The following is a 19,962-nucleotide window of genomic DNA, read 5'->3' as shown; positions in this document are numbered from 1 at the left end:
CTTAAAATTTTTACCAAAGGGAGCATGGTTTTATTTTCCTAATGCTTTGTTTAATAAATATTTTTTGCAGATTTTAAATTTTTCAATACTATGATTTTCTGCATATAGTCCTAAGAATATCAATGCAATCGCCAATCCTGTACATAATCCCTCAATAAAACTTGGCAGAAGATTGAACCTATATGAGACAATTGAAATTGCATTGAAGAGAAGTCCTAAATTGATGTAATTATTTAATTTTTTCATTTTGAACTTCCTCATCGTTTACTATTCAAGCATCTAATTATATATTTCTATTTTAAGGTAATCTTTGGATAAATACAATTCATTTTATAAAAATAAATAATTATGTTAGTAAATGGTATATTTGCGAACTATTTAAAGTAATTTTTAAATGATTTAGCAACATTGGGATATTAGAAAAGAATAGTTGACAAATTATAAAGATAGGAATAAGATATAATTAGATATTTCGAATTGTGAAATATTTGGAGGTCGGAATAATGATTGATGTAGATAATATTTTAGATTTATTTATTGATAATATTAAAAAACTCTTTTTTCCTGAGGAATGGATTAAGATAGATTTAAAGTTTTCTAAGTATGAGATTTTTACGATGCTTTTTATCGATAGAAAAAGCGAAGTTACAATGACGGAGCTTGTAGGATATATAAATTGTCCGATGAGTACTGCTACTGGTATAGTCGATAGGCTTGTAAGAAATGGATATGTAAGCAGGAGCAGAAGCGATACGGACAGAAGAATAGTTGTACTAAAACTAACCGATGCAGGTTGTAAGTTCATTAAGGACCTAAGGGATACTGTTTCAAAATATCTTAAAATAATTCTTGAGGATTTAACAGGAGAAGAAAAACAGTTCCTGATTGGAATAGCTTTTAAAATAATGAATAAGCTGCAGGCTGATATAAATATTATGGAAAATACTGATGAACACAAAAGGGTAATAAAGAAAATAGATATTGAATAGCGCCCATTAAAATGGGCATTTTATAGAATAAATATTTCGCAATGCGTAATATTCGAAAAATGAAGTATAATAAGTATTAATATAAAAGGGGGAAATGTTATGAGAATAATATTATATACCGGTAAAGGCGGAGTTGGAAAAACGAGCATTGCAGCATCTTCTGCATTAAAAAGTGCAAATAAGGGTATGAAAACTCTTGTTGTAAGCACTGACCCTGCTCACAGTCTTGGAGATTCTCTTGATATGAAGCTTTCTAATGAGCCTGTTGAAATCAAGGAGAATCTTTGGGCTCAGGAGATAGATACAATACATGAAATTGAAGAGGGCTGGGGGAAGGTACAAAAATATTTAACTGAGCTTTTTACATCAAAAGCTGTTAAGGATATTACAACACAGGAACTTACAGTTTTCCCGGGAATGGAAGATCTGCTAAGTCTTATTAGAATACTAAAATATTATAAGGAAGGAAGGTTTGATACGATTATAATAGATTGTGCTCCAACGGGTGAAACTCTTGCTCTTTTAAGCTTTCCTGAAATGTTAAGATGGTGGATGGAAAAGCTTTTTCCGATGAAGAAAAAGGCTATCAAAGTTGCAGGGCCCATTGCAGAATCTTTGCTTAAAATACCTATGCCTTCTGGTCAGGTACTTGATGAAATTGACAATATGTATTATCAGCTCGATGAGATGAAAAGAGTTTTTTCAGATAGAAATACAACAAGCATAAGAATTGTTGTAAATCCTGAAAAAATGGTTATAAAGGAAGCACAGAGAAGCTTTACCTATCTCAACATTTATGATTTTAATGTAGATGCTGTGGTTGTAAACAGGGTTATTCCAGAGAATGTAACAGATGACTATTTTAAGGTATGGAAGGATATACAAAAGAAATATAAAACTGAAATAATTGAAAGCTTCTCCCCTATACCCATATATTATGCACCTTTATTTGAAAATGAAATAGTGGGAATGGAAATGCTTGAAAGGATGGGGGAGGCGATTTTTAAGGATGAGGATCCAACTGAAATTAAATATAACGGTAGGGCTCAGAAGGTTAATAAGGAGGGAGAGGATTATATTCTTTCTATAGATATGCCTTTTGTTGATAAAAAGGATCTTTCCCTCAGCCAAAAAGGAGATGAACTAATAATAAAAGCTGGAAATATTAAAAGGAATATAACTCTTCCAAGAACCCTTTTAGACTTCACGATAAAAAAAGCAAAGTTTGAAGAGGAAGTATTAAAAATATGGTTTGGAAGTGATAAAAATGAATGAAAAATTAATAAAAAAAATTATTGATTATAAGCTTAGCGCTGCAGATACAATAATTAATAATCTGCCTTCAGGGGTTTCAAAGGAACTTCGGGATTTAGGAAGAATAATTCTTGAAAGCCTTAACGAAAATGCACAGAAAATAAAAGAGAAGCCAGCGGGAAAATCAAAAGATAAATTAAATAATATTACAATAGAATAGGGTAAGGTAGAGAATAAGAGAGCAGCCATATCACTAAGATATTTAGCATTAGCTTGCTAAGTAATGTGATGTATGGCTGTTTTTGTTTTATCTTTATTTAAGAAATTTTGGCTTCATAGATTTTTTATAAGAAAAAAATAATAATATAGGAAAATTAATACTGAAGGAATAGTTTTTTAGGTTATACTATATGCATAGATACAAAATATATAAATATTCAAAATTTATTCAATAATTAGAAGGATTGTGTTAAGTAAATATGAAAAAATAGCGTAGCTACACGTATAATTACACAAAATTACACAGTTTTTATGTAATCTAAATTAATAAAGTTTAATAATATTGGATTTATGAAAAAAAGGCATGTCGAAGATACCTACTTAAAACTTAAAAAATGTAGGTGTGTTAAGAATATATACTTTATTTTAGAATTAAGCAGACAGAAGCCAGTTATTAATATTCTTTTCATCAACAAAAATACCAGCAGCTTGTGCAGGAGTTAGATTGTTTAAAGAATAGTGAGGTCTTAAAAAATTATAATGGAAAATAAACATTGCTATTAGAGTGTTTGCACTTTAAAATGATTTAAAACCTCTTTTACGTTTATACCAGTCTTTAAATGTATCATTAAAAGCTTCTAGCAAGTTGTTGGATATATCATCTTTAAATGATTGAACTTTTATGTGTTTTGAAGTGTTAAAAATAGTTTTAGTAACAAGATTATATGAGCCTAATCTATCGGTCACAATAGCCGATGGACATCCAAACTTACTTGCAGATTTAAACAAGGAAAAAGCTTGAGAAGCATCTCTTGAAGGAGATAAATTAAAACCAAGAACCATTCTGGTTTCTGAATCTATAATTAACCAAAGATAATGCTTTTTACCATTAATAAAAACAACAGTTTCGTCGGCATGCCATTCATCAGATGCACTTAAATCAAGATTTTCAGTAAGTCTATTAGCTATACTTAGAAAAATTGGAGCAAATTTTTTTCACCAATATGCAATAGTTACATGAGAAACTTTGACATTGTAGGTTAGTTTAAAAAATTGAGATATTCTTCTTGTTGAAGAACCATTTAGATAATAAAGGTTAAGTGCAGTAATAATGAAAAACAAGGGGAATCTCATTCTTTTAAAATTTGTCTTTCCTTTCCTTCAAATAATAAAGGAATATACAGATATGGCACTCAAGCAATAAAAGTGTTGTTTCAGTAAATCAAGATGGAAAAGTTGTTGCATTAAAGAAGGGAACTGCAACAATTGCTGTAAAGACGAGTGATGGGAAATATACAGCAAAATGCATAGTCAATGTGAGATAGAATTCCAGGAAAAAATTTCATATGAAAAGGCATATAGGTATATGGAAAAGAGTATGCAGTATAGAGGGGATATATGAGGTATTGAAGCCAACCTTTTTGGATAAAATCACAATATAATCTGAAAAGGTTGGTGATTTTTATGTTCACAAATTTTGAAATGCAAACTACAACAATATGGAGTTTCCCAGAAAGGGGTAAATGGCTTACTCATAAAGGAGATTATCCAGGGAATTGGAGTCCATATGTTCCTAGAAATTTAATTTTAAGATATACTAATGAGAATGATCTGGTTTTAGATCAATTTGTAGGAAGTGGGACAACTCTAATTGAATGCAAAGGCTTAAATAGAAGGGCAATAGGTTGTGATGTGAATGATAAGGCAATAGAACTTTCAAAGGAAAGAATTAAAGATATAGTGGGAAAAGGTGAAGTAAATTTATTTAAAGCTGATGCTAGGAATCTAACTGGAATAAATGATGAAACAATAGATTTTATATGTACCCATCCACCTTATGCAAACATTATTAAATATAGCGAAGGTATTAAAGAAGACTTATCCCTTCTTTCAGTTGAAAAATTTATTGATGCTATGCAGGATGTTGCAAAAGAATGCTTAAGAGTTTTAAAAAAGGAAAAGTATTGTGCTATATTAATTGGAGATACAAGAAAAAATGGATATATCATTCCTTTAGGATTTAATGTCATGAATACTTTTATAAACGTTGGTTTTAAGCTAAAGGAAATAATAATAAAAGAGCAACATAATTGCAGATCCACAAAGTATTGGGAAAATTTAAGCTTGAAAAAGAATTTTTATTTAATTGCACATGAATACTTATTTATATTTAAAAAATAATATTTTTTAGAAAATGCTTTTATGTTAGAATAAAAAATAAAACATTGTAAGAGGAAATAGGTTATGCAGTATTATAAGGATGATAAATCGCTACTTTTATTAGGTGACTGTATTAAAGAGTTGAAAAAATTAGAAGAAAAATCGGTTAGTATGATATTTGCTGATCCACCGTATAGATTAAGTAATGATGGGATAACGTGCAAATCAGGTAAAATGGCTTGCGTTAACAAAGGCGATTGGGACAAATCTTATGGGTTGAAAGAAGATCATAAATTTAATAGGAAATGGATTAAAGCCTGTGATAGAGTATTAAAGGACGATGGAACTATATGGATTTCAGGGACTTATCATATAATTCATTCTATAGCATTTGCGTTAATGGAATTAGGATATTATATAATTAATGAAATAATATGGTTCAAACCAAATGCAGCACCTAATATGGGTTGTAGATGTTTTACAGCAAGTCATGAAACATTAATATGGGCAAAAAAATATAAAAATGCAAGACATACCTTTAATTATGATTATATTAAGGAATTAAACAACGGAAAGCAAATGCGAAGTGTATGGGAAATACCTACTACTCCCAAAAAAGAAAAAACACTTGGATCGCATCCAACTCAAAAACCGAAAGAATTACTTTATAGATGTATTTTATCAAGTACAAATGAGGGTGATTTAGTTCTGGATCCATTTTGCGGTTCTGGAACTACTGGTGTTATATCAATTGAAAATAAAAGAAAGTTTATAGGAATAGATATTGATGAAACTTATCTTGAATTAACAAAAAAACGTATATTGCAGATAGATTGGGAGGAATAGATTTGATACAAATGGAAGCAAAACCTTTTTTAAAATGGGCAGGTGGTAAAACTCAATTACTCGAGCAGTTTGAAGATTACTTCCCCAAAAGATTAAAGGAAGGAAAAATTAAAAGATATATTGAACCTTTTTTAGGTGGAGGAGCAGTATTTTTTCATTTAATTTCAAAATATAATTTTGACGAAGTAATACTTAACGATATAAATGATGAGTTGATTTTAACATATAGAGTTATTCAAAACAATGTTGAAGAACTAATTAATGTATTAAGCAGCATGGAAAAACAATATTTAGAAGCTGAAATGAATAAAAAGGAAGAAATATTTTATGAACAAAGAGAACAGTTCAACAATGAAAAAACTACTTTAGATTATAAAAAGTATTCAAGTGAATGGATCACCCATGCAGCCAGGATGATTTTCTTAAATAAAACTTGCTATAATGGATTATATAGACAAAATAGAAAAGGAGAATACAATGTTCCGTTTGGAAAAAGAAAAGAAGTTACAATATGTGATAAAAACAATTTAATAGCTGTAAATTATGCATTAAAAGATGTTATATTACTTGTTGGAGATTTTGAACATATATCTGCTTACATTGATGAAAATACTTTTTTATATATTGATCCACCATATAGACCTTTAAGTGAAACTGCAAGTTTTACTGATTATTCTAAAATACCTTTTAATGATGAAAGTCAAAAAAGACTTGCAAAGTGGACGAAAGAAGTAATTAGCAGAAAAGGTGCTAGCTTCATGCTCAGTAATTCTGATCCTAAAAATGCAAATGAAAAAGATGATTTTTTTGATGAATTATACAAAGAGTTTAATATAGTAAGAGTTAAAGCTGTTAGAAATATTAATAGTAAAGGAAATGGAAGAGGGGCAATTTCGGAACTTCTTATTTTTAATGAGTGTTAGTCATTTATAATAATCATTTATAAGACGAGCCTATGACTTATATTTAATGGGGGGATTTCGGTTGAAACTTATTGATGCTAAAGAGAGATTGCATTTATTGGTTGGGAAAGAATTTGGACAAGTTTTTTCAAAGGAGCAACTGCAGGATATAATAAGGAATAAAGGGAAGAGCGGACAGATATTAGAATTAGCATTAGGGTTAGAAAATTCAAGTAAACCATTAGATTTTGAAGATGGTGAGTTAAAAACAAATAAGTGTGATAGAGATGGAAATCCAAAAGAAACCATGTTTATTACTCAGATACATTCAATCATAGATGAGTTATTAGAACAAAAAAGTTTTTATGAAACGCATGTTTATAAAAAAATAGCAAACTTGTTGTATGTTCCTATTTGTAAAGTTGGTGCTCCGGAAAAATGGATGTTTTTATCTTGTGTCCATGTGGATTTAAGCTTAGATAAATATAAAGAAGTAAGGCTGCAACTTGAAAAGGATTATTATACAATTTGTAAGCAACTAAAAATACATATTGAAACTAGTAGTGATGGTTTTATTCACACATCAAGTGGTGAACTTATTCAAATAAGAAGCAAAGACTCAAAACCTTACCATCCTATTTATTCACAAAAATATGGGAAGGTATCAAATAAAAATCATGCATTCTATTTTAAAAGGGAATTTATGAAATGTATTGTAAGTATAAATTAAGTAATTTACATAAATTATTTAATTGGAAAATAATATACAAACTTTTATTATTTAGAATATTTAACATCTATAGTCAAACAAAATGAAAAAATTACTTGGAACAAAGTATTAATGGAAGATCTTTAATTTTAAATAATGAAAACTACTTGTAATCTAAAATGGAACTTTAAATTGCAGATTGCTCTGTTATTATATAAGCATATTAAAAGATATTATATTTTAAAAATTAGTTGGTAACACCACAAGTTACTATTATTGTAGTAACCAATTATTTTGCTTGGATGGGAGTTTTGAAAATTTAGTGCCAGCGTGAGTTCCGAAAAAATAAAGTTTTATTAAAAAAACATACAATATACACTATTCCCATGCTAATATATATCACTATATATTGTTACAGCAAATTTTAATGTGCTATTTTTAGAAGCTTTCCCAGTCACCGGAGAAAACAAATAATAGCCATAGATGGTTGGTAAATTATAGTTAAAAAGACTGTTTATTAAAATGTTTGGAGTGATGCTTTTGATAAAACCAAAATCATTAAAAAAAGGAGATAAAATAGCAGTTGTAAGTTTATCCAGCGGTATTTTGGGGGAGGATTTTGTAAAACATCAATTAGACTTAGGACTAAAAAGGATAAGAGAGTTTGGGTTAATACCAGTTGTAATGCCAAATGCATTAAAAGGAATTGAATATATAAAAAATCATCCAGAGGATAGGGCACAGGATTTAAAGGATGCTTTTTATGATAAGTCAATAAAAGGTATTATTTGTGCAATTGGAGGCGATGATACCTATAGAACACTTCCATATTTATTAGAAGATGAGGATTTTATTAATACTGCTAAAAATAATCCTAAATTATTTACTGGCTTTTCAGATACTACAGTTAATCATTTGATGTTTTATAAACTTGGTATGGTAACTTTTTATGGCCCTAATTTTCTTTGTGATTTAGCTGAGTTGGATAAAGAAATGCTTCCCTATACAAAAAAATCATTTTTAAAGTATTTCGAAAATAATAATGAAGATTATATTGAATCAAGCGATGTATGGTATGAGGAAAGAAAGGATTTTTCTATAAATGCATTAGGGACAAGCAGAGTAAAGCATTTAGAGGAAAAGGGATATGAAGTATTGCAGGGAAAAGGGAGGTTCAAAGGAAGACTTTTAGGGGGCTGTCTTGAAAGTTTGTATAATATATTAACTCAAAGCAGATATGAGGATGAAAAAGCTATATGTGAGAAGTATGGATTGTTCCCAGCAATTGATGAGTGGAAAAATAAAATATTATTTATTGAAACCTGTGAAGAAAAGGTAGTGCCTGAAAACTTTGAAAAGGAGCTTATGGCTTTAAAAAATAAAGGCATATTTGATGTTATTAGTGGAATTATTGTTGGAAAGCCACAAGATGAAAAATATTACAGTGAATATAAAGAGGTTTATTATAGGGTTATTCAAAACAAGAACTTACCAATTTTATATAATGTCAATTTTGGACACGCATATCCAAGATGTATAATTCCCTATGGAATTGAAGCAGAGGTTGATTTGGATAGAAAGGAAATTAGATTAAAGGAATCTATGTTTGAGTGATTTGGGATACAGTGCCAGACACCATAAAAAGGGACAGTTACTTATTATACCTATTTAATGTATAATTCGTACAAGCCATTTTATTACAATGTTTAAAGTTAAAAGGGTAGTGTATTTGTATTGAGTTAGCATTAATTAAATCAACATATATGTATTTTTGTAAAAAAAGAGGACAGTTTTCTGTCCTCAGGCTGTTTTTTGAACTTTTATAGTATTATCTTTTGAAGTTAAGAATATTAAATATCTTACTAATACGTATAAAACTATAACTATAGAAAGTATTTCAAGAAATTTAATATATTGAGGCAGTATAGATATTGCTTTTCCTGATTTTTTCAAGAATAGGTTTGTAGCCTTCATAGCTATTGCAGTTATTACAAAAGGGAAAGTAAAGCATGAATAACTTGGATAAAATTTAATTTTAAGCATCTTTGGCAGATATAAAATAACGAGAATAAACATTATAAAAGATAAAATTCCTAAAAAGGAAACTATGAATATGCTCTTATTTGTAAAAGAACTTAAATAACCTGCAAGACAAAGGTTAGCTGGTGCTGTAAAGATAGCAATCGATGGCAGTGCTGGTTCAGCGAATTCCTTATATTTAAAAGTCCTATAAAGAGTTACAGGTAACAAAATCAAATATGATATAAAGGCAAACCAAAATATAATTTGTCCTACAGCTTGCATTTTAAATGCAGGTGCAGACAGGCAGGCTGCTGCTAATCCTACATATACAATAAAATAGCTTGGTAAAACCTTTTTAATATCGAAATTAAGAATAAATTTATTTGTAAAGAATAAAATGTAAATAATATGTGCAATTATTGAAACTGCCCAAATTAAAAAAGCAAATTTTGGGAAAAAGGGTTTAATATATCCGGATAAAACCATAAGAGCCATAAAAAATGTTGGTGTAACACTTGCTATTAGCGGGTTTTCTAAATCTTTTTGCCAAACCTTTAGATTTGTAACAAGTTTAATAATCATTAAAATTAATATTAATCCTGCTATGGTTCCAAATATATTTTTAAACATTATATTATATGAAGATAACAAATTACCTAATGATGCCAAGGACAACATAAGTCCAGCTATAGGAATTGGCAGCTTTTTGATAATATTAGACATATATTCACCTCTTATTTAAAGTTAGGATTTATTTTTTGTGATATTTCAGGATCATCTAATAACTTTGAAGCAACCCATGCAGCAACTTCACCGGTTATTTTAACGCAATGAGCCTTTCTTTCAGGGCTTGCAAATTCGTAATTCCTAACAAGTACTCTACAGCATGTACTACCATAAAGATTTTTAATATAATCATGAAGTTCTGCAGCTATAGGAAACATTTTTTCATTCATAGGTTCGCCATGCTTTCTTCCATAAGCCATGCCAAGAGTCATTTGACCTCCGCTTACAGCCCCGCAAAGACATCCTGATTTTCCCATTCCTATTGGAAATGCTGAAGCCATTCTTACGATATCTTCGCTGTAGGGCCATCCTAAAAGTTCGTTAATCGTGTGAACTACTGCTTCAGAGCAAAAAAATTCACCTCTTTGAAAATAACCTTCAGCTTTGCTCCTTACTAAATCTACAATTGCATTTTTTTCCATAAAGACCATCCTCCTGTAGTATTAATATTATCAATGTTATAATTATAACAAATAAAAAAAAGTTAATAAGTTTTATATTTTTAATAGTTATATATGTGTGTATAGAAAAAAACAATAAATGTTTTTTATAAGAATCATCCTTCCTATTACTTTATGGCAAGGAAGATGTGATTTGTCCTTATGCAATACTCTTTTAATTTCAATGTTATAGAAGGTAATTTTCTCTAAATGTTGAATACTTTATTATTGTTTATTAAAGATAGTAGGAGGAAAAAATAAATATACTGAATATGAAGATAGCAGAAAGGTATTCAGATGAAGCAGCAAAATTAAATTTGGGTAGATGAGTGATACAAATAGAAAGAAGCATTTAAATCAAAAGAATACTTTAAAGAAAAGATTTGCTGTAAAATATAAGGGCTTTACAGAAATAATATATTACTAATCCCAAACATAGATTTGGATTAGTTAATTAAATCTTTTATGCAAGTATGTGTAATTATTTAGCAAAATATCGAATTATACTTCTTTTTTATTGGATGGGGAGTTTATAGAGTTTAATGATACCAACAGTTTTTTAGCTCACCTAAAGATGATAGAACTAAAAGATAAATAGAAGTCATCTATTAATAAGGAGGTTTAACATGTTAAAATTTACCATACCAGGAAGAGGAGAATTAAATGCCGAAAATGTTGTTTTTGATTATAACGGAACTATTGCAGTAGATGGTATTATGAGCAGAGATATAAAAGAGATGATAAATGAGCTTGCAGGGCATGCAAAGGTCTATATATTAACGGCGGATACCTATGGCACCGTTAAAAGCCAGTGTGAGGATTTGAATGTTACTTTAAAAACCTTTCCAAGGGATAATGCGGCTGTATCTAAAAGAGATATTGTAAAGGCATTAGAAGGCGGGAGTATATGCGTTGGAAATGGCTATAATGATGTTGAAATGTTTAAAATATGCGATTTGTCTATAGCAATTATAGGGCAGGAGGGATGCTGCGGAAAGCTATTAAGTTTTGCAGACATTGTTGTAAACTGCCCAGAGGATGCTTTTATGCTCCTTCTAAACCCCGATAGAGTAAAGGCAACTCTAAGAAGCTAAAAAAGTGCCAGCCTATTGACAAGTGACAAAGGAAAAATGAGGGACAGTTACTTATTGTGCCTATTTCAGATACAATTAGGACAGGCTTTTTTAAGTAAGGGGAGAGTAATAATTATAAATTTTTAATCCTTATGTTTGTAAAAATAGTTGAATGAAAAAGTAATGAAATAAGTAACCGTCCCTCAGCTCAGCTTGTCCAAGTGATGCCTCAAAATCCTTCTAATTTAATAATAAATAATGGGAAAAATAAGTAACCGTCCCTTGTCTTGTCCCGCTTTGTAATGAAGTATACAAAATAAGTAACCGTCCCTCAAAAAGGGACGGTTAAGCCTAAAATTCACGCCTTTTGTAAAAGTAAACCGACAGGCAGTAGGATATTAAAAGAATTATAAATGATAAAATTATAATAAATAACATTGTTAAGCCCTTGAAACCTCCAAAGCCTAATAAAATATTTGAGAATCTACTTTCTAAGAATTTAATAATATATGAAATACCTCCAAAGAAAAGGAAAAATATTATAAATTGTATCCATTTTGATTTCATATATCCAAATTTAAAAAATACAGGAAGACTTAAACTGTACATTATGCTCACTAAAAATAAGCCGTATATTATTCCGTCTAATGTTACAGGATAAAGAGTGATTTTTAGATTTAAACTGCTTGTGAAAAGATATATTACAAAATATATTACAATAGTTAAAGCAGCGTAAATAAAAAGTGAAACATATTTTGATAAGACTATTTTTCCCCTTGAAAGGGGGAGAGTGTTTAAAAATATATTTCCGTTGCTTCTGTCATCATAGGCACTTGCACTTGAAAGTGTAATATACGATATTGCACAAATACAAATTGATAGGGTTGCATCCATTAATTGCGATTGCATAATATACATTATGAATATTATATATAAAAATGCAAAAATCAGGTTTTTCTTTTGAATCAATAAATCCTTAAGAATTAAACTAAGCATGAAGCTCCCTCCTTATATAATATAGCATTATATCGTCTAATGAAGGCTTTTCGATTATTATGTTTTCTTTGAGAGCATTTTTTATAACTTTTTTATTCTTAACAAGCCCCTCAAAGCCGAAGCTGTTGCATTTTATACCTATGAAATCCTTTTTTATATCCTCCTTTAAAAGCTGTTTATCCCCTTTTACTACTGCGTAATTATCCATAATAATATCCTTTTCAAGGGAAAACAAAATCTCCCCGTTATTTATCAATGTTATATAGTCTGCGATTTTTTCAAGATCAGAGGTTATATGGGTTGAAAAAAGAACCCCTTTGTTTTCATCCTGTATTATATAGGACAATATGTCTAAAAGTTCGCTTCTTACAATAGGATCAAGCCCTGAGGTTGGTTCATCCATTATTAGCATTTCAGCGTTGTGGGATAGTGCAACAGAAAGGGACAGTTTCATCTTCATACCCTTAGAAAAATCCTTTATTTTTTTGTTTAATGGAAGGTTGAAGTCCTTAATATACTTTAAAAATGAATCCTCGTCCCATCTTCTATATAGAGGCTTTATTATTTTTTTAATTTCAAGGGCAGTCAGCTCTTCATAAAACAAATTTTCATCAAATACAAAGCCTATCCTGTCTTTAATCTCAATTTCATTTTTTATGTTGTCCAATCCAAACACTTTTATCTCGCCAGAGTCCTTTTTAAGAAGGTTCATAATAAGCTTAATGGTGGTGCTTTTACCTGCACCGTTTGGACCTATAAAACCCATAATAAATCCCTTTGGAAGAGAAAAGCTTATATCCTTTAAACTAAAATCTTTAAAGTTTTTTCTTAAGTTTTTGATTTCTAAAATGTTTTCCATTAATTAAACCTCCCTATATAAAATTTCAAGCATTTCCTTAAGTTCATCTAAGGACAATTTTGCTGTCTTTGCAGCCAAAACAGCGTCATACAGCTTTTCTTCAACTATTTTAAGACGGGATTCTTTCAAAAGTTCATCGTTCTGTGCTGCAACAAAGGTCCCCTTTCCAGGCACTGTAACTATAAAACCTTCTTTTTCAAGCTCATCATAGGCTCTTTTTGTTGTAATTACGCTTATTTGAAGTTCCTTCGCAAGATTTCGAATTGAAGGAAGGGATTCTAGGGAATTAACTTCACCGTTTATAATTGCTGATTTTATCTGCTTTACAATCTGCTCATAAATCGGCTCCTCAGAAGAATTGGAGATTATTATATTCATTTTTTATCCTCCTAATGTTAATACTGTATATATACATTATATACAGTATTAACACCTGCGTCAATATAAAATAAAAAAATTGGTGTTTTTTGGTGACATTCTCTGGCGTTGTTTTTCTCCAGTACCTGGCACCGGAGATTGGAGAAAATGTGCATATAGACATTAGCACTTTAAAATATTAAAATAAATTAAAAATATATACACATTTTGGAGGTGATGTAAATGGCAATTGAAGATGTTAGAAAGTATTTTAAAAAATATGATAGAGATAAGGATATTATAGAGCTTGAATCTTCAAGCGCAACCGTTGAGCTTGCAGCTGCGGCCCTTAACGTTGAAGCAGGGAGAATAGCAAAAACCCTTGCTTTAAGAAGTGGTGATAATATAATTATTTTGGTTGCAGCTGGTGATGCTAAAATTGATAATTCTAAATTTAAGGCGGAGTTTAAAACAAAACCTAAGATGCTTGATGCTGATGAAACCTTTAAGTGGACAGGACATAGGGTTGGGGGAGTATGCCCCTTTGGACTTAAAGAGGATATACCGGTATATCTTGATATATCCTTAAAAAGATTTAATACTGTTTTTCCTGCCTGTGGCAGTGGGAATTCTGCCATTGAACTGACATGTGAAGAATTAGAGAATTATTCTTTGTGCCAAAAGTGGGTAGATGTGTGCAAAAACTGGGATGTATAAGGAAAGTGCCAATAAGCTAAAAAATTAATTATTAGTACAAAATAGACATGGATAAAGGTAAAAAGCGTATAAAAATATGCAGTTTTATGAATTATGAATAAATATGGTTGTAAAAATAATGGGAAGAAATTATATTCTTCCCATTATTAATATTACTTTATGTAATCAATGTAATTTAAAATATTTGCGTTCTCGTCTTTGTATCCTTCTATTAAGCTTTTTTTGCAGGTCATAATGGTTGTAATCCCTGGCCCATGTCCCATCTTAATGCAGTCGCTGTGTATTACAACTCCTATGCTGACAGCTCCCTTTAAATATCCTCTTCCATAAGAATTATCGCAATCCCTTAAAAGGACTAAATCCCCAAACTTTAGTTTATCAAGTCCAAGCCTTTTAATCTCATCTAAGTCTTCGGTCATAATATCATAATCCCCTGAAAATGCAGTTAAAGCCCCAATTCCGGAACCCATTAAGTAGGCTGGAACTTCAGCAACAACGGGAACCTTTAGCACTGTATCTTCCTTTATATGAATATTTAAAAACAGCCTTGGATCAACGTTCATAACCTGAATGTCAGGATAATCGAGTAATTTTAATCCCTGACCGAAGCCCTTTATTAGTATTTTATCGTCAATGGCCATTTTTTCTAAGTCATCTTTTTCAAACTGAATCAATACATGCTCTATTCCGCCGTGCTTTCCAATAACGAAGCCCTTTGCACCTTTAGCATCTCCAGTTACAACTTTTGCTTCATTCCCGATGCAGGCAAACAGCATCATTGCATTGTTTTCGTTTCTATCTTCATTTCTTATAGAAACGCCCGGTTCAACATGGTCCCCGGACCATCCAAAGGCGCAGTCTCCAACTTTAACATTATAGGTTATCCCTCCTGTAGCAGGAAGAATGTGAGCATTGCCATTAACATCAACTCTAAAGGGAGAAGGATTTATAGGATGATGAATTTTCCCCTGAAGAGACTGCATAACAGTTTTATCTATGTTTGTTCTTAACATAACACAACCCCTTTTCATACTTTTTTACATAGTTAACCTTACCACAAAGAAATTCGAAATAAAAGAGCTGAAGAGATCGTTTTAAAATAGGTTTGTGGAATTTATAATGATTACATTTATTACAAAAGGGAATGTAAGACATGAATAACTTGAATAAAATAGCTAAATTAACATAGTAAAAAATAAAACTCTAAAGAAATAAACTATTAATATATCCTGATTTGTAAAAGAACTCAAATAGGCTGCAAGGTAAAGGTTAGCTGGTGCTTGTACATAGCACCAGCAAAATATCCAAATTATATTGTACAATTTAATCCGTTTTCAATAAATATATTTTTGTATTCTAAAAGATCTTCTTCGTGTAGCTGTTGAACTCCTTTGAATTTATATTCTCTGCAAAGAAGGGAATATTTTTTTTGGCCGAATTGGTGGAAGGGTAATAGGTTTACATTTTTTGCTCCTATAGATTTTATAAGCTTACAAAAATTAACTGCATCCTCTAAGCTGTTGTTGACTTTAGGTATTACAGGAATTCTTATTACAACTTCTTTTCCAATTGAAACTGCAGTTTTTAAATTTTCTATGATTATTTCATTATAAACATTTGTATATTCAAAATGCCTTTGACTATCATAGTGCTTTAGATCATATAAAATCAAATCAACATTGGTTATAAATTCATTAAAAATTTTAGGGTTAGCATATCCAGTTGTTTCAATAGCTGTATGTATATTATGTTCTTTGAGTTTTTTTAAAAGAGATTTGGCAAACTCATGATGAAGAAGTACTTCCCCTCCTGATAGAGTAACTCCTCCACCAGATTCTTCATAAAAATCTACATCCTTTATAATTTCATTCATTATATAATCTATATCTCTATACTCTCCATAAATAGAAAGAGCATTATGGGGACAACTTTTTATCCATTCAAAATCATTAGTTTCAATATATTTATGATAATTTTTGTGTGGACACATTAAAGGACATTTTTCATTAGGCTTACACTTGGATATGTCCCATGAAAGCTGCAAATTCATATCCTGTGATTCAGGATTGCTGCACCAGAGACATCTTAGAGGACAGCCTTTAAAAAAAATAACTGTTCTTATACCTGGTCCATCATGAATACTATATTTTTGTATATTAAAAATACAAGCCTTTAAACTTTTCATATAAACACTCCTTTTATTAGCCCTATATAAAACTATAATTTTATGGTATCATGCCTATATTCTAAAGTAAATAAAATAATTACGAAAAAAATAATAAAATATTACGAATGAAACTTAATTATTGACGATAATTCAGAAATTAATTATAATTATAGTTGCATTTGAAAGTATTAAAAGTTTAATACGAAACAATTTCCTTTCTTTTTAAAAATATTTATGATATAATCTCAATAATACTTTAAAGAAAGGAAGAATTTTAATGATAGATAGACATAAAAAAATACTTGAACTTGTTAATGCAAATGGGAAAATCGAAGTATCTGTTTTATCTAAAAAACTTAGTGTTTCTCAAGTTACAATTCGTAAGGATTTATCCTATTTAGAGAAAAAAGGGCTTTTAATTCGCCAACATGGCTATGCCCTAATGATTAATAGTGATGATATAAGTAAACGATTAGCATTTAATTATGATGTTAAACGAAGGATTGCCTTGTCTGCAGCGAGCATTGTAGAAGATGGAGAAACAGTTATGATTGAGTCAGGCTCCACATGTGCACTTCTTGCAAGAGAGCTTGCTGAAAATAAAAAGAATGTAACTATAATTACAAATTCTGCTTTCATAGCCTCATATATTAGGGAGTGCCCCTTTGCTAATGTGATTTTACTTGGTGGTAATTATCAAAGGGAAAGTCAGGTATTAGTAGGTCCCATTATCCGTAAATGTATTGAGGGGTTTCATGTTGATAAGCTTTTTGTTGGTACTGATGGTTTTACAGAAAAATCCCACTTTACGGCAAAAAACTATATGAGGGCAGAAACTGTAAAGATTATGGCTGAAAATGCAAATAAGGTTATTATACTTACTGAATCAAAAAAATTTTCTCAGCAAGGAGTTGTATCTCAATTTAATATAAAGGATGTGTATGCTGTTATTACAGATAATAAAATACCTGAAAAAATTTATGACTTGCTAGTTCAAAATAATGTTAATGTAATAACAGTAGATGCAGAGTAAAAAATATTTTTGGAGGGTGATATATTGAGTTATTTTGGTGAGCTAACTCAAAGGATGAAAGATTTTCGTGAAGAACTATTAAATGCAAAGCCCATGGTTTGTGTTGAACGTGCAAAACTAACTACTGAAAGCTATAAGCTTCATGCAGATAAACCTATGGTCTTGCGCCGAGCATTAATGCTTGAAAATGTTCTTAAAAATATGAGCATATTTATTGAACCCCAAACTTTAATAGCTGGGAATCAAGCATCATCAAATCGCTCAGCCCCTATATTTCCAGAATATGCAATGGATTGGGTAATTGAGGAACTTGATCAGTTTGATAAACGTAGTGGGGATCGCTTTTATATAACTGAGGAAAATAAACAAGTTATTAAAGATATATATCCATTTTGGGAAAAAAATACATTAAAGGATCATGGCCTTGCAGCTATGCCAGCTGAAACGAAGATTTTTTATGACCTTGGGATAATAAAGGCTGAAGGCAATATAACATCTGGTGATGGGCATATAGCAGTTAACTATGAAAAGGTATTAAATCTTGGATTAATTCATTTTAAAGAACAAACTGAAAGAAAATTACAGGAACTGGATCTTACTGATTATAAAAATCTAAAAAAATCCTATTTTTATAGAGCAATACTAATAGTAATTGATGCAGTTGCTGCTTTTGCAAAACGCTATGCCGATTTGGCGCTAAGTCTTGCAAAAGTTGAAGATAGTCCCACAAGAAAACAAGAACTTATTGAAATGTCAAGTATTTTAAAAAAGGTTCCTTTCTATCCTGCGGAAAGCTTTAAAGAAGCAGTTCAATCCCTTTGGCTCATTCATTTAATTTTGCAAATAGAATCAAATGGACATTCAGTATCATTTGGCAGAATGGATCAATATTTATATCCATTTTATAAAAATGATATTGAAAACAATGCAATTACAGAAGAAAGTGCTTGTGAACTTTTGACTAATCTATGGCTTAAAACCTATTCAATAAATAAGATACGAAGCTGGTCTCATACTCGTTTCAGTGCAGGGAGTCCATTGTATCAAAACGTTACAATTGGTGGACAAACAGTAGATAAAAAAGATGCTGTAAACCCATTATCGTATCTAATCCTTAAAAGTGTAGCTCAAACAAAACTCCCACAGCCAAATTTAACAGTACGTTATCATAAAGGTATTAGTGATGACTTCATGAAGGAATGTATAGAAGTTGTAAGATTGGGATTTGGTATGCCTGCTTTTAATAACGATGAGATTATAATACCATCATTCATAGAAAAGGGAGTTTCAGAGAAGGATGCCTATAACTATAGTGCAATAGGATGTGTTGAGGTTGCAGTACCTGGCAAATGGGGATACCGTTGTACAGGAATGAGCTTTTTAAACTTTCCAAAGTCTCTTTTAATTGCTTTAAATGATGGAGTAGATTTAGAGTCAGGAATAAAACTTTGTGAAGGAGTAGGGCACTTTAAAGATATGACATCTTTTAATCAAGTAATGGAAGCATGGGAAAAAATTATTCGTGAATTTACAAGGCAAAGTGTCATAATTGATAATTGTGTAGATATGGCAATTGAAGAGGTTACTGCTGATGTATTATGTTCAGCATTAACAGATGATTGTATAGAAAGAGGATTAACCTTAAAGGAAGGCGGTGCAGTTTATGATTTTATTAGTGACCTTCAAGTTGGCATTGCTAATTTAGGTGATTCTCTTGCGGCTATAAAAAAATGTGTCTTTGAAGATAAGCTTTTTACACCTCAGCAGCTTTGGAATGCAATTATAAACAATTTTGAAGGAGAAGAAGGGGAAAAAATACAGCATGCCTTGATTAATTATGCACCTAAATATGGAAATGACGATGACTATGTAGATTTACTTTTAGTGGAAGCATATAATATTTATATTGATGAAATAAAAAAATACAAAAATACAAGATATGGAAGGGGACCTATTGGAGGAGTATATTATGCTGGTACATCATCCATATCTGCAAATGTACCACAAGGGGCAGGAACAGCTGCAACGCCAGATGGAAGAAAGGCTAAAGAGCCTTTAGCTGAAGGATGTTCGCCATCCCATGCAATGGACAAAAATGGACCTACAGCTGTATTTAAATCAGTTTCAAAACTTCCTACAAAAGAAATTACAGGTGGTGTATTATTAAACCAAAAGATTAATCCTCAAATGCTTTCAAAGGAATCTGACAAGATGAAACTTATTTCTTTAATAAGAACATTTTTTAATCGTTTACATGGGTTCCATGTTCAATATAATGTAGTTTCAAGGGAAACCCTTTTGGATGCCCAAAAGCACCCAGAAAAGCATCGTGATTTAATAGTTCGTGTTGCAGGTTATAGTGCCTTCTTTAATGTGCTTTCAAAAGAAACACAAGATGATATAATAGCTCGCACAGAGCAAATATTATAAAAG

Annotated in this window: 21 protein-coding genes and 1 pseudogene; 13 read left to right on the top strand and 9 right to left on the bottom strand. The window is 30.6% G+C overall.

Going from position 1 to position 19,962, the window contains the following annotated elements; genetic code table 11:
* Window positions 1-30 precede the first annotated feature (30 nt).
* Window positions 31-246, bottom strand: a complete 216-nt coding sequence (locus FDN13_RS05105; protein ID WP_138979207.1) for a hypothetical protein — start codon at window positions 244-246, stop codon at window positions 31-33.
* A gap of 257 nt (window positions 247-503) precedes the next feature.
* Between FDN13_RS05105 and FDN13_RS05100 the strand changes: the two genes are divergently transcribed.
* The 3 genes from FDN13_RS05100 (at window position 504) to FDN13_RS05090 (ending at window position 2,463) form a co-directional block, all read left to right on the top strand.
* The gene (locus FDN13_RS05100) at window positions 504-989 is read left to right on the top strand and encodes a MarR family winged helix-turn-helix transcriptional regulator (RefSeq protein ID WP_138979206.1); all 486 of its coding nucleotides are present in this window, start codon (window positions 504-506) and stop codon (window positions 987-989) included.
* A gap of 99 nt (window positions 990-1,088) precedes the next feature.
* On the top strand, window positions 1,089-2,264 hold the full coding sequence (locus FDN13_RS05095) for an ArsA family ATPase (RefSeq protein WP_138979205.1): 1,176 nt from the start codon (window positions 1,089-1,091) through the stop codon (window positions 2,262-2,264).
* Complete coding sequence (locus FDN13_RS05090) at window positions 2,257-2,463, top strand: hypothetical protein (protein ID WP_138979204.1); 207 nt, start codon at window positions 2,257-2,259, stop codon at window positions 2,461-2,463. Before FDN13_RS05095 ends, FDN13_RS05090 begins: the two co-directional genes overlap by 8 nt.
* Window positions 2,464-2,894: 431 nt before the next feature.
* Here FDN13_RS05090 and FDN13_RS14360 read toward each other — a convergent pair.
* Window positions 2,895-3,620 (bottom strand): annotated as a pseudogene (locus tag FDN13_RS14360) (IS6 family transposase); the annotation flags it as partial.
* A 20-nt stretch (window positions 3,621-3,640) separates the two neighbouring features.
* Between FDN13_RS14360 and FDN13_RS14580 the strand changes: the two are divergent.
* From FDN13_RS14580 to FDN13_RS05050, 6 genes are all read left to right on the top strand, one after another.
* Window positions 3,641-3,787 carry an Ig-like domain-containing protein gene (locus FDN13_RS14580; protein ID WP_138981026.1) on the top strand — a complete coding sequence of 49 codons (147 nt, stop codon included), beginning with the start codon at window positions 3,641-3,643 and terminating at the stop codon, window positions 3,785-3,787.
* Between the two features lie 139 nt (window positions 3,788-3,926).
* Window positions 3,927-4,643, top strand: coding sequence for a TRM11 family SAM-dependent methyltransferase (locus tag FDN13_RS05070; protein ID WP_138979201.1), 717 nt, complete (start codon window positions 3,927-3,929; stop codon window positions 4,641-4,643).
* A gap of 63 nt (window positions 4,644-4,706) precedes the next feature.
* Window positions 4,707-5,468, top strand: a complete 762-nt coding sequence (locus tag FDN13_RS05065; RefSeq protein WP_138979200.1) for a DNA-methyltransferase — start codon at window positions 4,707-4,709, stop codon at window positions 5,466-5,468.
* A gap of 11 nt (window positions 5,469-5,479) precedes the next feature.
* Window positions 5,480-6,391: a DNA adenine methylase gene (locus FDN13_RS05060; RefSeq protein WP_138981025.1), complete on the top strand. Its 912-nt coding sequence runs from the start codon at window positions 5,480-5,482 to the stop codon at window positions 6,389-6,391.
* A 61-nt stretch (window positions 6,392-6,452) separates the two neighbouring features.
* Window positions 6,453-7,100: a MutH/Sau3AI family endonuclease gene (locus FDN13_RS05055; protein WP_138979199.1), complete on the top strand. Its 648-nt coding sequence runs from the start codon at window positions 6,453-6,455 to the stop codon at window positions 7,098-7,100.
* A 519-nt stretch (window positions 7,101-7,619) separates the two neighbouring features.
* Window positions 7,620-8,693 carry a S66 family peptidase gene (locus tag FDN13_RS05050; RefSeq protein WP_138979198.1) on the top strand — a complete coding sequence of 358 codons (1,074 nt, stop codon included), beginning with the start codon at window positions 7,620-7,622 and terminating at the stop codon, window positions 8,691-8,693.
* Window positions 8,694-8,879: 186 nt separating this feature from the next.
* Here FDN13_RS05050 and FDN13_RS05045 read toward each other — a convergent pair whose 3' ends face one another.
* Both FDN13_RS05045 and FDN13_RS05040 read right to left on the bottom strand, forming a co-directional pair.
* Window positions 8,880-9,824: a TDT family transporter gene (locus tag FDN13_RS05045; protein WP_138979197.1), complete on the bottom strand. Its 945-nt coding sequence runs from the start codon at window positions 9,822-9,824 to the stop codon at window positions 8,880-8,882.
* 11 nt (window positions 9,825-9,835) lie between these two features.
* The gene (locus FDN13_RS05040; protein WP_138979196.1) at window positions 9,836-10,309 is read right to left on the bottom strand and encodes a C-GCAxxG-C-C family protein; all 474 of its coding nucleotides are present in this window, start codon (window positions 10,307-10,309) and stop codon (window positions 9,836-9,838) included.
* A gap of 644 nt (window positions 10,310-10,953) precedes the next feature.
* Here FDN13_RS05040 and FDN13_RS05035 point away from each other — a divergent pair.
* The gene (locus FDN13_RS05035) at window positions 10,954-11,421 is read left to right on the top strand and encodes an HAD family hydrolase (RefSeq protein WP_138979195.1); all 468 of its coding nucleotides are present in this window, start codon (window positions 10,954-10,956) and stop codon (window positions 11,419-11,421) included.
* Window positions 11,422-11,751: 330 nt separating this feature from the next.
* Here the strand turns inward: FDN13_RS05035 and FDN13_RS05030 are convergent, their stop codons facing one another.
* Genes FDN13_RS05030 through FDN13_RS05020 form a run of 3 tightly spaced genes read right to left on the bottom strand, consistent with a single transcriptional unit; the run spans window position 11,752 to window position 13,633 of the window.
* Window positions 11,752-12,396 (bottom strand): ABC-2 transporter permease, encoded by a 645-nt coding sequence (locus FDN13_RS05030; protein ID WP_138979194.1) that lies wholly within the window; start codon window positions 12,394-12,396, stop codon window positions 11,752-11,754.
* Complete coding sequence (locus FDN13_RS05025; protein WP_138979193.1) at window positions 12,389-13,255, bottom strand: ABC transporter ATP-binding protein; 867 nt, start codon at window positions 13,253-13,255, stop codon at window positions 12,389-12,391. The genes FDN13_RS05030 and FDN13_RS05025 overlap by 8 nt, the downstream gene beginning before the upstream one ends.
* Before the next feature lie 3 nt (window positions 13,256-13,258).
* A complete protein-coding gene (locus FDN13_RS05020; protein ID WP_138979192.1) occupies window positions 13,259-13,633 on the bottom strand; it encodes a GntR family transcriptional regulator in 375 nt (124 codons plus the stop codon).
* Window positions 13,634-13,855: 222 nt separating this feature from the next.
* On the opposite strand from FDN13_RS05020, the gene FDN13_RS05015 reads away from it, so the two are divergent.
* The gene (locus FDN13_RS05015; protein ID WP_138979191.1) at window positions 13,856-14,329 is read left to right on the top strand and encodes a YbaK/EbsC family protein; all 474 of its coding nucleotides are present in this window, start codon (window positions 13,856-13,858) and stop codon (window positions 14,327-14,329) included.
* Between the two features lie 152 nt (window positions 14,330-14,481).
* On the opposite strand, the gene FDN13_RS05010 is transcribed toward FDN13_RS05015, so the two are convergent.
* Both FDN13_RS05010 and FDN13_RS05005 read right to left on the bottom strand, forming a co-directional pair.
* Window positions 14,482-15,342, bottom strand: coding sequence for a DUF4438 domain-containing protein (locus FDN13_RS05010; protein ID WP_138979190.1), 861 nt, complete (start codon window positions 15,340-15,342; stop codon window positions 14,482-14,484).
* Between the two features lie 296 nt (window positions 15,343-15,638).
* Complete coding sequence (locus tag FDN13_RS05005) at window positions 15,639-16,514, bottom strand: glycyl-radical enzyme activating protein (RefSeq protein WP_138979189.1); 876 nt, start codon at window positions 16,512-16,514, stop codon at window positions 15,639-15,641.
* Between the two features lie 259 nt (window positions 16,515-16,773).
* On the opposite strand from FDN13_RS05005, the gene FDN13_RS05000 reads away from it, so the two are divergent.
* The gene (locus FDN13_RS05000; protein ID WP_138979188.1) at window positions 16,774-17,529 is read left to right on the top strand and encodes a DeoR/GlpR family DNA-binding transcription regulator; all 756 of its coding nucleotides are present in this window, start codon (window positions 16,774-16,776) and stop codon (window positions 17,527-17,529) included.
* Between the two features lie 24 nt (window positions 17,530-17,553).
* The gene (locus FDN13_RS04995; protein ID WP_138979187.1) at window positions 17,554-19,959 is read left to right on the top strand and encodes a glycyl radical protein; all 2,406 of its coding nucleotides are present in this window, start codon (window positions 17,554-17,556) and stop codon (window positions 19,957-19,959) included.
* Window positions 19,960-19,962 lie beyond the last annotated feature (3 nt).

The sequence above is a fragment of the Caloramator sp. E03 genome, assembly GCF_006016075.1.
Lineage (GTDB): Bacteria > Bacillota > Clostridia > Clostridiales > Caloramatoraceae > Caloramator_B.
Note: the sequence above shows the minus strand (reverse complement) of the source record. Positions and strands in the feature narration are given on the sequence as shown.

Coding starts and splice junctions, on each gene's coding strand:
- FDN13_RS05090 (WP_138979204.1), top strand. CDS start 2,257: ATGAATGAAAAATTAATAAAAAAAATTATTGATTATAAGCTTAGCGCT.
- FDN13_RS05100 (WP_138979206.1), top strand. CDS start 504: ATGATTGATGTAGATAATATTTTAGATTTATTTATTGATAATATTAAA.
- FDN13_RS05020 (WP_138979192.1), bottom strand. CDS start 13,633: ATGAATATAATAATCTCCAATTCTTCTGAGGAGCCGATTTATGAGCAG.
- FDN13_RS05000 (WP_138979188.1), top strand. CDS start 16,774: ATGATAGATAGACATAAAAAAATACTTGAACTTGTTAATGCAAATGGG.
- FDN13_RS05060 (WP_138981025.1), top strand. CDS start 5,480: ATGGAAGCAAAACCTTTTTTAAAATGGGCAGGTGGTAAAACTCAATTA.
- FDN13_RS05010 (WP_138979190.1), bottom strand. CDS start 15,342: ATGTTAAGAACAAACATAGATAAAACTGTTATGCAGTCTCTTCAGGGG.
- FDN13_RS05070 (WP_138979201.1), top strand. CDS start 3,927: ATGTTCACAAATTTTGAAATGCAAACTACAACAATATGGAGTTTCCCA.
- FDN13_RS05065 (WP_138979200.1), top strand. CDS start 4,707: ATGCAGTATTATAAGGATGATAAATCGCTACTTTTATTAGGTGACTGT.
- FDN13_RS05095 (WP_138979205.1), top strand. CDS start 1,089: ATGAGAATAATATTATATACCGGTAAAGGCGGAGTTGGAAAAACGAGC.
- FDN13_RS05025 (WP_138979193.1), bottom strand. CDS start 13,255: ATGGAAAACATTTTAGAAATCAAAAACTTAAGAAAAAACTTTAAAGAT.
- FDN13_RS05040 (WP_138979196.1), bottom strand. CDS start 10,309: ATGGAAAAAAATGCAATTGTAGATTTAGTAAGGAGCAAAGCTGAAGGT.
- FDN13_RS05035 (WP_138979195.1), top strand. CDS start 10,954: ATGTTAAAATTTACCATACCAGGAAGAGGAGAATTAAATGCCGAAAAT.
- FDN13_RS05045 (WP_138979197.1), bottom strand. CDS start 9,824: ATGTCTAATATTATCAAAAAGCTGCCAATTCCTATAGCTGGACTTATG.
- FDN13_RS05030 (WP_138979194.1), bottom strand. CDS start 12,396: ATGCTTAGTTTAATTCTTAAGGATTTATTGATTCAAAAGAAAAACCTG.
- FDN13_RS05005 (WP_138979189.1), bottom strand. CDS start 16,514: ATGAAAAGTTTAAAGGCTTGTATTTTTAATATACAAAAATATAGTATT.
- FDN13_RS05015 (WP_138979191.1), top strand. CDS start 13,856: ATGGCAATTGAAGATGTTAGAAAGTATTTTAAAAAATATGATAGAGAT.
- FDN13_RS05105 (WP_138979207.1), bottom strand. CDS start 246: ATGAAAAAATTAAATAATTACATCAATTTAGGACTTCTCTTCAATGCA.